Source organism: Halobacillus sp. Marseille-Q1614 (genome assembly GCF_902809865.1).
In the GTDB taxonomy this organism is placed as follows: Bacteria; Bacillota; Bacilli; order Bacillales; family Halobacillaceae; genus Halobacillus_A.
Window position 1 is genome coordinate 3,336,685 of the sequence record NZ_CADDWH010000001.1, and the last position, 15,556, is coordinate 3,352,240.

The window sequence follows — 15,556 nt, forward strand, 5'->3', positions numbered from 1 at the left end:
TAAGCCTTTGTTCTGGTGAATCACTATTTCTTAGGAGCAAGACCACGAAGTCTCCTGCGGAAAAAACGGCCTGCTTAGACCCCCGAGCGAAGCGGGGAAGCTTGGCTGGTCGCTTGTGGAAAGAGAAGTGGTCATAGCTTCAGAGAGTAAAAATTACTCGATTTTTACTTTTATTTGATCCACAGCATTATACCCATAACCTTTTCTGTTCCAGAAGGGTTTCATTGGCTGTATGCGTCCTGTGGAATCAGCCGCTCTCGTCATAATCGTGTATTCCCCTTTTTCCAAGGCCGGCCATTGATGAGACCAGGATACCCACTCATATTCAGAAGGCTCATTCTCTAAGCTTGCATTCGTCCAGGACTTTCCGCCATCCGTGCTGATTTCCACTTGTGTGATCTTTCCTTCTCCCGTATAGGCGATACCTTTGATCGTATGCTGTCCGGTATCTAACTTATCGTGGTCGACAGGCTTTTGAATCGTCGAATTGACGTTTAATGTGGTGACAGGAAAAGCCCCTTCATTGTCGTCTTTATTCGGATAGTATATATAATCGATCGACTGAAAAGGACCCTCAAATTCTGACTCGATCACACGGATCTGCTTAATCCATTTTACCGATGCCATCGCATACCACTGCGGCACAATTAACCTTAGCGGGCAGCCATGCTTATAGGGGAGCGGCTGGCCGTTATACTGATAAGCGACAAGCGTATCGGGGTGGAGCGCTTTATCGATCGGCAGGCTTCTTTTAAAAGGATGGACCTTGTCTGTATCCGGGCGTTTCCCTTGATCATATCCTTCGATGACCACTTCTTTCGCTTGAGCGGATAAACCGCAGTATTCTAAGAGGCTTTTAAGCGGTACTCCTGTCCAGTATCCCTGGCTGACTGCCCCTTTTTCCCACTGCTCGCCAAACACTTTCGGCTCAAATAAGCTGCGTTTGTTGCCGGCACATTCAAGCAGTACTTTTATCGTTTTAGAAGGAAAGCGAAAAAGATCTTCCATTGAAAAAAGAGTCGGCCGCTGCATCGCACCATTTACAGGAAGCCATGAGCTTGTATAAGAAAGGTTCGGATAGGAAAAGTGGTTTCTTCTGTAAAAAAGCCTGTTTTCAATCCTGTCAGCTTCTACAAAAGATATTGGAGTTTCCTGGTTTTCAGGGCTCACACTGCGTGTAATCAAATATGGTTTCACCAATGAATAGTTACTCATAGCAGCCTCCTGTCACTAAAAATTTCCCTTTGTCTGTTATAGTAATAAGAAAAGGATAGATGGAGTGTCTTAATGAAACGAGAATCAATTATTGAAAGAATGAAGAACCATAAACCTAAGGTGATTGGCCAAAAAGCCTTTAACAAATATTCCATTCTGCTGCCTCTGATCGAGAAAGATGGGGAGCTTCACCTCTTATTTGAAGTGCGTTCCCTGAATATGAGGCGCCAGCCTGGGGAGATTTGCTTTCCCGGGGGAAGAGTCGATGAGGAAGATCAAGTCGGGCAGGATACAGCGGTAAGAGAAGCGAAAGAAGAACTCGGGGTCGCGGACGGTGATATCCAGGACGTTTTTCCTTTTGATTACATGGTTTCCCCGTTTGGCATGATGGTAACCACTTATGTAGGGTTTCTTAATCTAGATGAAAAGTTCATTCAGCCGAATCCAGCCGAGGTTGAGGAAGTCTTTACGGTGCCGCTGTCCTTTTTCAAAAAGAACAGCCCGGACATTCATTATGTGAATTTTGAAGTGAAGCCGGAGGAAGGCTTTCCGTTTGAACTGATCGCAAACGGCAAGGATTATGAGTGGCAGACAAGAAAAGTGGAAGAATACTTTTATCAATATGAAGGAAGAGTGATTTGGGGGCTGACGGCAAGAGTGCTGCATGCCTTTATTGAGTCGCTTGATTAATTGATTCACGTGGCTCGTTGTTGAAAAGGATGGTTGGAAGTGAAGGTTACGGGTGTTATTTTATTTTTTATTTTGGCTGCGGCCGCTTTAACGAATCCAACCCTTAGAGATTTTCAGGAGTGGATGTTAAAAGAAAAAGGGATCGACTGTACAAATTATGACTGTCAAAATGAGAAGGGCGAGCCATTAGAATATTCGGTCTCCACCAGAAACTCGCTGGTTTTGATGACGACGGAATATACGGTTGAATTTGAAGAAGAAACGAAGACAGTCCGGGCACTTGGGATCTTTTCTCATTTTATTGAACTGGAGAAAGACAACTGGCTTTGGAAAATTTTAAAATAAAGAAAAGGAGTCATCTCTTTTTAGGGGAGTACTCCTTTTCTTTTTTGCGTTGACGAAGGAGAAGGGGAATCGCGAGGCTCGAGCCTGACGATACCCCACAGCGAGTGCATTCCCCCTGCATTTACTTCATAAAATAGAGAAACCATACGCCGTGGTTCTGTTCATCAGCAGCTGCCCGTCGAAACGTATCTTTAATTACCTGGTTCGGCGCGCTGTCCGCGATGTCTAAATAGAAATCAACCGCCATCTGCTCATCTTTAAAAGCAAAATCAATCGCTTCCTCATAAGTTTCCGGACATTCCTCAATGATCTCAGGTGAGGGCTGATTGCCTGTCAGCTGCATATAAATCGTGGAGAATGCCTGAAAATGTTTCTGTTCATCATTCCTGATTTCCATGATTTGATCGCGTGTCGCCTGATCGGATGCCATTTCAGCGATTTTCTCGTAGCAGGCAATTGCACTGTATTCGGCGTTAATCGCTTTTTCAATATCATCTGTTAAATCTCTCGTCATCTGATAATCCTGGGCGTAATAGGGATAATTCTGGTAATAGTAAGGATTTGTATACATAATAGAAGCTCCCCCTAAATAGTAAAATCATTTTATCGTATGAATGAGGCGGGGGAGATTATGACAGTCTGTCTAAAATAAAAAGCCTGTCCTGCGGTGCTATCGCGCACCACGGAACAGGCTTTTTAAATAGATTAATAATTAACCGCTTCTTCTCTGCGCTGTTTTTCCTGCATTTCTTTCTCGGTCTTTTTGATATCCCGTTTCATAAACAAGGAAAGGATAAACGCCAGAGTGATTAACCCGAAGAAAACGTAAAATACAGCCGTATAGCCATCGGTTCGATCTCTGATCTGGGAAACGAGCATCGGGCCGAATACTCCTCCAAGCGACCATGTCGTAAGAAGATAGCCGTGAATCGAGCCGAGCTGTTTTGTCCCAAACAAGTCCCCGATAAACGCCGGAAGATTAGAGAATCCTCCGCCATAACAGCTGACTACAAGGAAAATAAAGAGCTGGAATAAGATGACGTTCGTCGTAATCGGCAGGGTGAAGAAAGCAACCATCTGGATTACGAAAAACACGAGAAATACATTAGAACGGCCAAGGTAATCCGAAGCGGCGGCCCAGCCAATTCTTCCTCCGCCATTAAAGATCCCCATAATCCCGACCATGGCTGCGGCTGAAGCTGCCGATATTCCGACGACTTCCTGGGCCATTGGCGATGCTACGGAAATCATCATAATTCCAGCCGTCGTGTTAATGAGCATCATACCCCATAACAGCCAGAAACGTTTCGTTCTTACGGCCTGCCTGGACGATAACTGCTGCAGGTCCTTTTTGAATACTTTTTTACCGGAAGCCATATCTTTCTTCATCGAAGCCGGCATCCAGCCTTCAGGCGGCGGTGCAATATAGGAAGCGCCTAATGTAATAAATACGAAATAAGCGGTACCTAATATATAAAAGGTATTGGATATGCCGACGGTCGTCATCAGTTGAGCAGCAACGGGTGCTGTGATAAGGGCCCCCGTACCAAACCCAAGGACCGCTAATCCAGTAGCTAAACCTCTTCGGTCAGGGAACCATTTAACCAGAGTGGATACGGGTGAAATGTAGCCGATCCCAAGCCCAAGTCCGCTGGCGAGTCCGTAGGTCAGCAGGAATAAGATCAGTGAATCTACCGCAATAGCTAAACCTGACCCAGCTTGTCCTAATCCAAATAAAACAGCAGCCACAATAGCTGATTTTCTTGGACCGGCTTTTTCAACAAATTTTCCAAACAGGGCCGCTGATGAACCAGCGAGCGCCATCATAATTGTAAATGCGATTGTTACTTGAGTTGGAGTCCATCCCATTTGTTCACTGACAGGAGTGGTGTACACGCTGTATGCGTAAGCTCCCCCGATGGATAGGTGAATGGCGATGGCGGATAAAGCAATTAACCATCTGTTCCTCATTGCTTTCATGTTGTTCCTCCTTTTATCTCTCTTTGTAAGCGCCTACACAAAGGATACATACTAGATGGTATAAAATCAAATTATTTTGAAATATTTAAAATATCAGTAATTTAACGCTTTTAGGTCTTAAAGCCTCTTTTTTCTATTTAAAAATAATTATATTTTTTAATTATCGGTGTATAAGTGCCTATATTAATATAATTATGTTGTAGATTTTTGTAAAAAAAGCATGAAATAATAATCCCATTGCATGATTCTCATTATTCAGAATTTACCATATAGTTAACTTGTTGCGAAAATATACATAAATGGGAGCGTGTAAGTTTGAGGGCGAATAAGGTTTTCTCAATGGCAATGATAACGGCTTTAAGTTTCGGTTTAATTACAGGCCCTGCGACGAGCCAAACGGCGAAGGCAGCAGAGCCGGTTTCAGCAAAGCAGGAAGAGAAAAAAGAGCATGCGCATGGACAAGGTCCCTTTGATCTGGCCATCGCCAATGAAGAGCGACTGATTGAGATGTTAAAAGAAAGCGGGGAAATTCCTGAAAACGCTTCCCCTGAACAGGCAGAAAAGGCTCTCGATCAATTCCTGACGAAGAAGTCGGAAGCCGCAAAGGAAATGGAAAATGACGGTGAACTTAATGATGAAAAAGCCAAAATTGAAGAGGAAGTAAATGAAAAACTGAAAAAAGACAATAAAGGAAAGGCGAAAGGCAAAGGGAAAAAGGGCAAGAAGAACCTGACATCTGTTGTTGAGGAAGAATATAACGGAGACGTCAGAACCGATAACGTACTTGTACTGTTAATCGAATTTCCTGACGCGCCTGCCACTGATATAACCTCTGAAGATACTAATATGTATTATGACGAATATGTAAAAGAGCATTATGAAGATATGGTATTCGGAGATGAAGGCTATGAAGGTCCGAACGGCGAAAACCTTGTATCTATGAAACAATTTTATGAAGAACAGAGCAACGGCGCTTATACGATAGATGGAGAGGTGGCCGGCTGGTACCAAGCTGAAAATCCGGCAGCTTATTATGGGGCGAATGATCCAGAGCCTGACGGAAGTGATACGAATGCACGCGGACTTGTGAGGGAAGCCCTTGAAGCAGCAGCGGCTGACCCTGATATGAATCTGGCAGACTATGATCAGGAAGACCGTTATGACTTAGACAATGATGGAAATACCCGTGAGCCGGACGGCCTTGTTGACCATTTAATGATTGTACACTCGGCCGTTGGTGAAGAAGCCGGCGGCGGTCAGTTAGGTGGAGATGCGATCTGGTCTCACCGCTGGAATCTTGGCAATGTTTTTGCGATCCCTGGAGCCCCTGATGCTGAAGTCCCTTACTGGGGCGGCGGCATGGCAGCTTATGACTATACCGTTCAGCCTGCTGACGGAGCAGCTGGAGTTTTTGCTCATGAATACGGTCACGACTTAGGCCTGCCGGATGAGTATGATACGGCTTATTCTGGACAAGGGGAAGCGGTAGCCTACTGGTCGATTATGGCGAGCGGAAGCTGGGCCGGAGACATTCCTGGTACAGAACCTACAGGATTCAGCGCCTATGCTAAAGAACGTCTGCAGGCCGATCATGGCGGCAACTGGCTGAAGTACGATGAAGTAGACATAGATGAAGTCGATAAAAAAGGAATGGAAGTTCTACTGGATCAGGCCAATACAAAAGGGACGAACTTAGATGCCCTTCGTGTCAACCTGCCTGATAAAGAAACACAGATCAATACACCATTTAGCGGAGAATATGAATACTTTAGCGGAAGCGGAAATAACCTCGATCATTCAGCAGTGATGGACGTAGATCTAACGAATGCCGAGTCTGGTGAACTGGCATTTAAAGTCTGGTATGATATTGAAGTCGATTGGGATTACGGTTCTGTGCAAGTAAGTGAAGACGGGGAAGCATGGGATGTGATTCCAGGTAACATTACTACTGATACTGACCCGCATGAACAAAACCCTGGACACGGAATTACTGGTAAGTCAGACGGCTGGGTAGATGCCAAGTTTGATTTAAGCGACTATGCGGGCAAGAATATTCAAGTGAAAATTAACTATTGGACAGACGTGGCCGCGGTTCTGCCGGGATTATATGCCGATGACATCCGCGTTACAGCAGATGGGGAGGAAGTATTTTTTGACGATGCAGAAGGCGAGCCCAAAGTGGAGCTTGATGGATTTAAGAAGGATAATGGATGGAAAACTTCCGAGCATTACTATTTATTAGAGTGGCGAAATCATGAGGGTGTCGATGAAGGGTTAAAGCATATCCGTCGCGGCAACAGCTTGATGGTTTATGATCCAGGTTTAGTAATTTGGTATGTTGATAATAAATACAGCGATAACTGGACAGGCGCTCACCCAGGTGAAGGGTACCTGGGAGTTGTGGATGCGGATCAGAGAGGGATCATGAGAAGTGACGGTGAGCCTGCTTCTACCCGCTTCCAAGTTCATGATGCTGCCTTCAGCCTCCGTCATGATGAGAAGATGTTCATCGATTACCGCGATACTTTCGGCTATACCATTGAAGATAAGAAGAAACAATTTGTGAAGAAGTTTGATGACAGTAAAAACTATTTAAATCCAGTCCTTCCAGATGCAGGGCGCAATGTTCCTGAGTATGGACTGAACATTGAAGTAACCGGCGAAGCAAAGGATCGCACGGTAGGAAAAGTTAAGCTGACAAGAGATTAATAGGAAGATTTAGAAGACCTGCTTCTATTGGGGAAGAAGCAGGTCTTTTTGCTGGAAAATTTTATTGTTTTCATAGACAGGCTTTAGTATGATAAAGATGATCGTTATAACGAATGACAGGAGATGATTGGCTGATGAAACAAATGAAGAAGCTCTCCGCCTTTCTGCTTGTTTTTGTCCTGCTGATTTCAGTGGCGTCTGCTGTTTCTGCCAAAGGACCTGTGAAAAAAGAAGTCGATTATGTAGCGTTAGGAGACTCGTTAGCCTATGGGATTACGCCGGACAACAAGCCTGGCTCAGGCTATCCCGATTACCTTGTCGATCGTTTGGAACAGTCACAGTACACCGTAGATTATGCTAATTTTGCCGTTCCCAGACACACATCTGCTAATCTAGCAGCTGTACTTAATGAAGAATTTGTTCAAGGAAAAATTAAAGAAGCTGAATACATCACAATTAATATTGGCGCCAATGACCTGCTGCCGGTGCGCTTCAATCCTTCCCTGGTTCCTGGTGCTTTACAGGGGGTGGCTGTCAATTTACAAGGCGTTTTAAGTAAAATCGATGCCATCAACCCAGATGCCAGAGTGTATGTTCTGGGCTATTACAATCCATTTCCTTACGCTCCTGAAGCATTGCAGCCTCAGCTAAAGTTCTTATTGGACGCTTTAAACGGAGTGATTCAGTCAGCGGCAAGTGAGAACGGAGATACTTATATCTCGACTGAAAAAGTGATTGCTAAAAACTATGAAACATACCTTCCAAACCCTGATAATATTCATGTGAGTAAAGAAGGCTATCAAGCTATTGCAAAAGAATTTTGGAAGAAGCTTGATAAAAGTAAAAATAATTAAAATGAGCCGGTCTCACGGTGTGAACGACACTAGGGGCCGGCTTTGTTTATAGATGGAATGCTTTCTGACCCCTTTTCTTCCTATTTATACTTGGTTTTCACGATTATTTCCGAGGAAATAATACTAAATTTTGCGGTGCTGCTTAAAACCTGTCGAAATATAAATGAGTGCCCATTTCTAATAGCAAGGTTTCTTCGCTGTTTTTGTGAATGAATATCGTCCCCCCTTCTCCAGCTGGAAAATATTTGACGTAACCGCCGAGCGGCCGTAAAATTTTAATAAATGAAAGCGCTTTCTAAATATTGGAATAAAGGAGTTTTTAAATGAATCCGTTTGTTTCACCTAAGCATATTTACTATGGAGAAGGATCGTTATGCAAGCTGCCCGAAATCATCCAGGACCTGCAGGTAAAAAAGGTGGTCCTGATCACTGATCCGATATTAAAGGAGCTTGGTGTCATTGATCCCGTTTTAGAAATTTTACATAACGAAAATGTTGAACTTGATATTATTACTAGTGTCGTGCCGGAACCGCCGATCGATACAGCAGATCAAGTGGTTGAAGAAGCCAGGGAAAGCCAGCCTGAATTAGTGATTGGCGTAGGCGGCGGGAGTGCCATTGACATTGCGAAAGCTACAGCCGTGTTAGTAGAGAACGAAGGTAAGGTGGAGGAATATTTAAACCTAAATGGAACGAAAAAGCTTGAGAATAAGGGTGTTCCCAAGCTGTTTATTCCAACTACGGCCGGAACGGGAGCCGAAGTAACGGACATCGCTGTTTTTTCATTAGAAGACACGAAAGACGTAATCACCCACGAATACTTGCTGGCCGATTACGCCATTGTCGATCCTGTTTTAACTTACTCACTTCCTGAAAAAGTGACTGCCGCAAGCGGTATTGATGCCTTAACGCACGCAATTGAAGCCTATACGTCCACACAAGCTGGTCCGCTCACGGACTCACTGGCGCTCGATGCTATCGGAAAAATCAGCGCAAATATCAGAACAGCTGTCTGGAACGGAAAAGACAAGCATGCCCGTGAACAAATGGCGCTTGGAAGCCTAATTGCCGGACTGAGTTTTTACAATGCCGGTGTCGCCGGAGTACATGCATTAGCTTATCCGTTAGGCGGCTTATTTAAGATTCCCCACGGCGAATCAAATGCCGTTCTGCTGCCGTATGTTTATGACCACATTTGGCCTGCATGCCTCCATAAGATGAGCAAAGTTGCTGAAGCCATGGGACTGCCTGCAGAAGGAAAAGACAATCGTACACTCGCCCGGGAGGTCGTTTGGGAGTTATTTCACTTAGTTGAGGACGTCGGGCTTTCGACTCAGCTCAGTGCTTACGAAATTAAAGAAAAAGATATCGAGTCTTTAACAAGAAACGGCATTAAGCAAACTAGACTGCTCAACCGAAGCCCGAAAAAGCTTGATGAGCAGTCAATTCACCAAATTTACACGAATGCCTATCACAGACGATTGGACGGATCCAATCATGTTTAAATCGACCATTGAACCCCGCGTTTCGGAAACGGACGGAGTCGGCCACATCAACAATACGGTCATCCCCGTCTGGCTTGAAGCCGGCCGTAATCCGATTTTTAAGCTGTTTACACCCGATGATAATTTTGCAAACTGGAAGATGATTATTATTAATATGAATATTGATTACACCAGCCAAATTTATTTCGGGGTGAATGTTGAAATCCGTACGTGGGTGAATAAAGTGGGCAACACCAGTCTTCAGCTGTATGAAGAAGTGTGGCAGAAGGATACGCTGTGTGCGAAAGGGACAACGACATATGTGAACTATAATTTGGAGAAGCAGGCATCGGAGAGAATTCCGGGTAAGATTCGCGAAGCGCTTGAAGCACATTTATATTAAGTAGGAAAAGCAGTCCTGTGTTCAGGACTGCTTTTTCTAATCACCGGCTTTCCCTGAAAATAAGCAGTTCCAAGCAAAGAACAAAGCAAAATCAATTCAAAGAAATTCGTAACTGCGCCGCTTTCTACAGGCAGCTGAACAGTGCTCCCTATGATCATTAAAAAGGAACCGATGAAGAACCATGCCCACTTCTGCTTACGCCAAATCATAACGGAGGTGGCAAGAAGCACGAAGGAGACGATCAGCACCATAATCGGGGGACCGCTTGAAGGCTCGGAACTGCTGTAGCTTAGTACTCCGTATTCCCAATTGGGTTCTAACTCGAGCCCAAATACTTCTGTCAAAAGTTCGATGAGCACCAGCGATGCCGTTAAAACAAAGGCAGAGAGCCGTACCCACGACTTTTTTACCAAGCAGATGTCTGCCTGTTCAAGGGTTTTCCAGGCAAACAGGACAAGAAGCGGTGTGAAAAAGGCATGAATCCAGAACCGGGCAAGATTCAAGCTCTCCAACAATGTTCCTTCCCCGATCAATCGTCCGGATGCAATGATTCCATTGTCATAGATTAGTCCTGCGATCACAGGCAGAAGGAAAGCTGTGCTCACAACATAGCGGCTTTTAAATATTTTAATCGCTGATATGAAAAGGGCAGTGTAAACGAAAGCCAACAAGCTGAAAAGAACGGTATCCACTTCACTTCAATCTCCTTTCGTTTTTAAAAGTATTCTATACATTTTTTCAAATTGCTTCTAACATGCTGTTTCCTCCTATACTTCCCTTGTGAAATCAAACTAGGTTCATTTTCCCTAAATTCTATTTTTTCAGAAAATTACTAGATAAATATTTTTAGATAAGTTAGAATATTAACTAAATTATAAATTGTATACAATTATTGTACACAATAAGGAGAAGGACAGCTTATGGTTAACCAAAAAAGTAACGAAGAGCTTGCTTTTGAAAAAGTAAAGCGGGCAATCATGCTTAAGAAGCTAAATCCAGGCCAGCGAGTGACAGAGGAATGGGTGAGTAAGGAGCTGAAGATGAGCAGGACTCCGATTCGGGCTGCTTTTAAGAAGCTTGAGAGCGCAGGTTTGATTCAATTGGTTCCTAATAAAGGAGCGATTGTTTACAACCCTTCAGATGAAGAGCTTGAAGATGTTTTTAATTTACGGGTGGTACTTGAGAAATATGCAGCAGAATTGGCAGTCAAAAAGCTGACTGAACAAGATATCCAGCAGCTGGAAGAATTTCAGGAGCAGGAAATCGAAGCTTACGAAAAGAAAGACTTTGAAGAGTTTATGAGAGTGAATGGTTTCATTCACAGCTTTCCTGCCAGAATTTCTGGCAATAAGTTTCTATTAGAAGAAATAGAGAAGCTGAATCAATGGTCGGATGGCTATCTCATCTTACGGGACGAATTTTATTCGACTCCTTTTGATGAAGTAAAGTCCATCCCTGAACATAACGCGATCATTAGTAAATTCAAGGAAAGAGATACGGATGGTATATGCCAGGCCATTGAGGACCATCTGCTTTCCACATTGGAGGACTTGTCCAAGAGGTCATCAATTTTCAGCTGATAAGGAGAGATTCACATGACAAAGAATGCTTTAGTTCGTACAAGTTTACCAGGGCCGTGTGCCAAAGATCTGCTTGAAAGACGTCATCATATTGTTCCGGACGCTGTAAGCTATGGAATCCCTACATTTGTAGAAAAAGCAGAAGGGGCAAGAGTGACGGATGTCGATGGCAATACATTCATTGATTTTGCAGGAGCGATTGGGACGATCAATGTGGGCCACTGTCATGCGAAAGTGAAAGAAGCTCTCCATGACCAAGTGGAAAAGTTTATTCATACAGGCTTCAATGTGATGATGTATGAGCCTTACATCGCTTTGGCTGAAAAGCTGGCAGAGCTGGCTCCGGGGAATCATGATAAAAAAGTACTCTTGCAAAACAGCGGGGCTGAAGCTGTTGAAAATGTAGTGAAAGTAGCTCGCAAGTATACAGGCAGACAAGGGGTTGTCACGTTTGCGAATGCTTTTCACGGCCGGACGTTAATGACGATGTCGATGACAAGTAAAGTAAAACCTTATAAATTCGGATTCGGTCCGTTTGCACCTGAAGTCTATAAAGCTCCGTTCCCTTATGCCTACCGCCGTCCAAAGGGGATGAATGAAGATGAATACGTGGACTTCATGATTGAGCAGTTCGAGGACTTCCTCATTAAAGAGGTGGCTCCCGAAACGATAGCTGCTGTGGTTATGGAGCCTGTTCAAGGAGAAGGCGGGTTTATCGTTCCTGATCCTAGGTTTGTTCAAACGGTTAAGGGTCTTTGTGAACAGCATGGCATTTTATTTGTAGCCGATGAAATACAGACAGGTTTTGGCCGGACAGGGCATTACTTTGCATGTGATCATTATGACGTAGTTCCTGATTTGATCACTGTATCTAAGTCCTTAGGAGCCGGCATGCCGATCAGCGGAGTTATCGGTCGTAAGGAAATTATGGATGCAGCTGGACCAGGGGAACTTGGAGGTACATACAGCGGGAATCCAGTAAGCTGCAGAGCCGCACTTGCAGCGATTGAAATTATTGAAGAAGAAGAATTAAATCAACGTGCTGACGTTATTGGCCAAAAGGTAAAAAAAGCCTTTCATGAACTAAAAGAAGAAGTCAATTGTATTGGTGATGTACGTGGTATAGGCGCAATGGTTGCCGTAGAGATTGTCAGGGACAAGGAAGAAAAAACTCCTGATAAGGTTTCAACTGCTAAAATGATTGCCCATGCGCAGCAGCAAGGGTTGCTCGTATTAGGAGCAGGTGTATATGGAAACGTGATCCGCTTTTTAATGCCGCTTGTCATTACAGATGAAGAACTGGAAGAGGGTCTTGAGATTATCACAAATTCAGTTCGTAAAGTCTGGAATGAAAAAGCACAATACTCAATATAGAAAGGGGTTTTTCCATGAAAGAAGGAAAGAAGCTGAAAAAAGTATTATCTAAATTCGATTTGCTTTTCTTAGCCTTAGGTGCAATGCTCGGCTGGGGCTGGGTGGTATTGTCCGGGACTTGGATTACTTCTGCTGGTTCATTTGGTGCCTTGGTTGCATTTGCGATCGGCGGGCTGCTTGTTATATTTGTTGGACTTAACTATGCGGAGCTTGCTTCGGCTATGCCGAAAGTGGGCGGAGAACATGCCTACGTGCATCGGGCTCTGGGCCACAATATGTCATTCATTGCTTCCTGGGCGATTACGCTTGGGTATGTATCTGTGGCTACATTTGAAGCTGTGGCGCTTCCGACCGTTATCAATTTCCTTCTTCCTGATTATGAGGCGGGTTATTTATGGACGGTCGCTGGCTTTGATGTCCACCTTAACTGGGTGCTTATTGGGTCTGTGGGAGCCCTCATCATTACGATCATTAACTATATAGGGGTTAAGCAGGCAGCTGCTTTGCAGACGTTCCTCACACTAATGATTGTAGGTGTAGGCCTGCTGTTAATTTTTGGTGCAGGCACAAATGGAAACCCTGCTAACCTATCACCTTTCTTTATTGATGGCGGAGCTGGGATAATGACGGTGCTGGTTATGGTTCCTTTCTTATTTGTCGGCTTTGATGTGATTCCGCAGGTGGCAGAAGAAGCCAATCTTCCTAGAAAACAAATTGGAAAGCTGCTGATCTTTTCCGTCGCCTCTGCCATTATTTTTTATCTGGCTATTGCGCTTGGAGTGGGACTTGGATTAAACCAATCCCAGCTTGAAGTTACAAATCTAGCAACAGCCGATGCGATTGCCAGTCTCTTTGGATCTCCGTTCTTTGCGCAGTTATTAATTGTGGGAGGGGTAGCAGGGATTATAACGAGCTGGAACTCATTCATTATTGGCGGAAGCCGAGTGCTTTATGCCATGGCTGAGTCAGGGATGCTCCCTTCCTGGTTCGGAAAGCTTCATCCTAAATACAAGACGCCATCAAATGCTGTTTTATTTATTGGTGTCCTGTCCATGCTTGCTCCTCTGCTTGGAGAATCAGCTCTCGTATGGATTGTAAATGCAGGCGGGCTTGGAATTGTAACGGCTTATTTTCTGGTGGCCCTGTCTTTTATCGTTTTAAGAAAAAGAGAGCCGGATATGGAGCGTCCTTTTCGTGCAGCTAAATCTCCAATTTACGGCTACCTTGCCCTGATTCTTAGCTTTGGGTTCATTACTTTATATATGCCGGGAATGCCAGCGGCCCTTGTATGGCCATACGAATGGATGATGATTGCCGGCTGGACACTGCTTGGAGCATTTTTCTTTATTAGAATGAGAAGCGGTGCTTATGAAGAAAAGGTAATAGATAAGAAAAAAGTATTATAAAAGGAGAATATATGATGGATATCTATATTAATGGAGAAGCACATAGAACGCAGGCTGAATTTGATGTGTTTAACCCTCTGAACCAAAAGAAGATTGCCTCTGTTCCTGATGCTGGGGAGGAGGAAGCCAAGCTGGCTGTGGACGCAGCTTACCATGCTTTTCATGAATGGAAGGAAACGTCTGCAGAAGAGCGTGCCGGCTTCCTTTGGCGCTGGCATAAGCTGATTGATGAGCATAAGGAAGAGATGGCTGAAACGATGACAAAAGAACAGGGAAAGCCTTTAAAGGAAGCATTAGGAGAAGTGAATTACGCCAACCAGTACATATCCTGGTACGCGGAGGAAGCCAGGCGGATTTATGGAGAAACCATCCCTGCTTCCAAACGCGATAAAAGAATCCTTGTTCAGAAGCAGCCAGTTGGTGTAATGGCAGCTATTACTCCATGGAATTTTCCAGCGGCGATGATTACTAGGAAAGTAGCGCCAGCTATTGCAGCCGGCTGTTCTGTCTTGATTAAACCTGCCGAGCAGACTCCGCTCACAGCTATTAGACTCGTAGAGCTTGCCCATGAAGCTGGGGCTCCTGCGGGATTAATCAATATCGTAACAGGAGATGCAAAGACGATCAGCAATGTCTGGCTGTCTGACTCCCGCGTACGCAAGCTTTCCTTTACAGGGTCAACGGAAGTCGGGAAGCTGCTGATGAAAAAATCTGCAGATACGATGAAGCGAATCTCTTTAGAGCTTGGCGGCCAAGCCCCCTTTGTAGTATTAGCGGACGCAGATCTAGACAAAGCTGCTGCCGGCGCGGTTGCTTCGAAATTCCGCAACGCTGGCCAGACATGTATTTGCTCTAATCGCTTTTTTGTTCATGAATCTGTGGCAGAGCCATTTACTGAAAAGCTGAAAGAAGCCGTGAAGAAGCTGAGGGTCGGAGACGGCATGGATCCCGATACAGATATAGGACCGCTGATTGATAAGCATGCTTATGAAAAAGTTACCCGTCATATTAGCGAAGCCGTTGATCATGGTGCTGACGCTGCCGTTGGAGGAAAAGGCTTTGAATCAGACCTGGGTTACTTTGTAGAGCCTACCGTGCTGACAAATGTGGAGGATTCCATGCTGTGCATGAGAGAAGAAACCTTTGGTCCAGTTCTGCCTGTTTCTACTTTTACAGATGAAGAAGATGCCATTCAAAGAGCAAATGATACTCCATTCGGCTTAGCCGCTTATTTATTCACAGAAAACCTTACGAAAGCCCTGACACTTTCTGAAAAACTGGATTATGGCATCGTCGGGCTGAATGATGGCGCTCCGTCAGCAGCTCAAGCTCCGTTTGGAGGATTTAAAGAAAGTGGTTTAGGAAGAGAAGGCGGCCATCATGGAATTGAGGAATATTTAGAAACGAAGTATATTTCCATTGGATTATAGTCACATAATGAGCACCTATCTTTTGAGGTGCTCATTTTTTTGAAACCAGACTAAAAATTTAATTTTTCAGAAAACTATGATACCAT

14 protein-coding genes are annotated in these 15,556 nt (G+C 44.3%); 10 read left to right on the forward strand and 4 right to left on the reverse strand.

The window, feature by feature from the left end:
- Window positions 1-153: 153 nt before the first annotated feature.
- The gene (locus tag HUS26_RS16805; RefSeq protein WP_173918195.1) at window positions 154-1,215 is read right to left on the reverse strand and encodes a sulfite oxidase; all 1,062 of its coding nucleotides are present in this window, start codon (window positions 1,213-1,215) and stop codon (window positions 154-156) included.
- Between the two features lie 72 nt (window positions 1,216-1,287).
- On the opposite strand from HUS26_RS16805, the gene HUS26_RS16810 reads away from it, so the two are divergent.
- Both HUS26_RS16810 and HUS26_RS16815 read left to right on the forward strand, forming a co-directional pair.
- Window positions 1,288-1,905, forward strand: a complete 618-nt coding sequence (locus tag HUS26_RS16810) for a CoA pyrophosphatase (RefSeq protein WP_173918196.1) — start codon at window positions 1,288-1,290, stop codon at window positions 1,903-1,905.
- 39 nt (window positions 1,906-1,944) lie between these two features.
- Window positions 1,945-2,250 (forward strand): hypothetical protein, encoded by a 306-nt coding sequence (locus HUS26_RS16815; RefSeq protein WP_173918197.1) that lies wholly within the window; start codon window positions 1,945-1,947, stop codon window positions 2,248-2,250.
- Window positions 2,251-2,371: 121 nt separating this feature from the next.
- Here the strand turns inward: HUS26_RS16815 and HUS26_RS16820 are convergent, their stop codons facing one another.
- Window positions 2,372-2,821 (reverse strand): ferritin-like domain-containing protein, encoded by a 450-nt coding sequence (locus tag HUS26_RS16820; RefSeq protein ID WP_254434224.1) that lies wholly within the window; start codon window positions 2,819-2,821, stop codon window positions 2,372-2,374.
- A gap of 134 nt (window positions 2,822-2,955) precedes the next feature.
- Complete coding sequence (locus HUS26_RS16825) at window positions 2,956-4,230, reverse strand: OFA family MFS transporter (RefSeq protein ID WP_173918198.1); 1,275 nt, start codon at window positions 4,228-4,230, stop codon at window positions 2,956-2,958.
- A gap of 315 nt (window positions 4,231-4,545) precedes the next feature.
- On the opposite strand from HUS26_RS16825, the gene HUS26_RS16830 reads away from it, so the two are divergent.
- The 4 genes from HUS26_RS16830 to HUS26_RS16845 all read left to right on the forward strand — a co-directional run bounded on the left by HUS26_RS16830 (window position 4,546) and on the right by HUS26_RS16845 (window position 9,680).
- Entirely contained in the window at window positions 4,546-6,939 is a 2,394-nt protein-coding gene (locus HUS26_RS16830) for an immune inhibitor A domain-containing protein (RefSeq protein ID WP_254434225.1), read from the forward strand.
- Between the two features lie 134 nt (window positions 6,940-7,073).
- Window positions 7,074-7,793 (forward strand): GDSL-type esterase/lipase family protein, encoded by a 720-nt coding sequence (locus tag HUS26_RS16835; protein ID WP_173918199.1) that lies wholly within the window; start codon window positions 7,074-7,076, stop codon window positions 7,791-7,793.
- Between the two features lie 323 nt (window positions 7,794-8,116).
- Window positions 8,117-9,298, forward strand: coding sequence for an iron-containing alcohol dehydrogenase (locus tag HUS26_RS16840; RefSeq protein ID WP_173918200.1), 1,182 nt, complete (start codon window positions 8,117-8,119; stop codon window positions 9,296-9,298).
- Window positions 9,291-9,680 (forward strand): thioesterase family protein, encoded by a 390-nt coding sequence (locus HUS26_RS16845; protein ID WP_173918201.1) that lies wholly within the window; start codon window positions 9,291-9,293, stop codon window positions 9,678-9,680. Before HUS26_RS16840 ends, HUS26_RS16845 begins: the two co-directional genes overlap by 8 nt.
- Here HUS26_RS16845 and HUS26_RS16850 read toward each other — a convergent pair.
- Window positions 9,677-10,372 (reverse strand): hypothetical protein, encoded by a 696-nt coding sequence (locus tag HUS26_RS16850; protein WP_173918202.1) that lies wholly within the window; start codon window positions 10,370-10,372, stop codon window positions 9,677-9,679. The two genes, HUS26_RS16845 and HUS26_RS16850, sit on opposite strands and share 4 nt — an antisense overlap.
- A gap of 228 nt (window positions 10,373-10,600) precedes the next feature.
- Here HUS26_RS16850 and HUS26_RS16855 point away from each other — a divergent pair, with 228 nt between their 5' ends.
- Genes HUS26_RS16855 through HUS26_RS16870 form a run of 4 tightly spaced genes read left to right on the forward strand, consistent with a single transcriptional unit; the run spans window position 10,601 to window position 15,470 of the window.
- Window positions 10,601-11,260, forward strand: a complete 660-nt coding sequence (locus tag HUS26_RS16855) for a GntR family transcriptional regulator (protein ID WP_173918203.1) — start codon at window positions 10,601-10,603, stop codon at window positions 11,258-11,260.
- A gap of 9 nt (window positions 11,261-11,269) precedes the next feature.
- Window positions 11,270-12,634 carry a 4-aminobutyrate--2-oxoglutarate transaminase gene (gene gabT, locus HUS26_RS16860; protein WP_371809638.1) on the forward strand — a complete coding sequence of 455 codons (1,365 nt, stop codon included), beginning with the start codon at window positions 11,270-11,272 and terminating at the stop codon, window positions 12,632-12,634.
- A gap of 14 nt (window positions 12,635-12,648) precedes the next feature.
- Window positions 12,649-14,040, forward strand: coding sequence for an APC family permease (locus HUS26_RS16865; protein ID WP_173918205.1), 1,392 nt, complete (start codon window positions 12,649-12,651; stop codon window positions 14,038-14,040).
- Between the two features lie 14 nt (window positions 14,041-14,054).
- Entirely contained in the window at window positions 14,055-15,470 is a 1,416-nt protein-coding gene (locus tag HUS26_RS16870; RefSeq protein WP_173918206.1) for an NAD-dependent succinate-semialdehyde dehydrogenase, read from the forward strand.
- Window positions 15,471-15,556 lie beyond the last annotated feature (86 nt).

Coding starts and splice junctions, on each gene's coding strand:
- HUS26_RS16820 (WP_254434224.1), bottom strand. CDS start 2,821: ATGTATACAAATCCTTACTATTACCAGAATTATCCCTATTACGCCCAG.
- HUS26_RS16870 (WP_173918206.1), top strand. CDS start 14,055: ATGGATATCTATATTAATGGAGAAGCACATAGAACGCAGGCTGAATTT.
- HUS26_RS16855 (WP_173918203.1), top strand. CDS start 10,601: ATGGTTAACCAAAAAAGTAACGAAGAGCTTGCTTTTGAAAAAGTAAAG.
- HUS26_RS16835 (WP_173918199.1), top strand. CDS start 7,074: ATGAAACAAATGAAGAAGCTCTCCGCCTTTCTGCTTGTTTTTGTCCTG.
- HUS26_RS16845 (WP_173918201.1), top strand. CDS start 9,291: ATGTTTAAATCGACCATTGAACCCCGCGTTTCGGAAACGGACGGAGTC.
- HUS26_RS16810 (WP_173918196.1), top strand. CDS start 1,288: ATGAAACGAGAATCAATTATTGAAAGAATGAAGAACCATAAACCTAAG.
- HUS26_RS16865 (WP_173918205.1), top strand. CDS start 12,649: ATGAAAGAAGGAAAGAAGCTGAAAAAAGTATTATCTAAATTCGATTTG.
- HUS26_RS16825 (WP_173918198.1), bottom strand. CDS start 4,230: ATGAAAGCAATGAGGAACAGATGGTTAATTGCTTTATCCGCCATCGCC.
- HUS26_RS16805 (WP_173918195.1), bottom strand. CDS start 1,215: ATGAGTAACTATTCATTGGTGAAACCATATTTGATTACACGCAGTGTG.
- HUS26_RS16840 (WP_173918200.1), top strand. CDS start 8,117: ATGAATCCGTTTGTTTCACCTAAGCATATTTACTATGGAGAAGGATCG.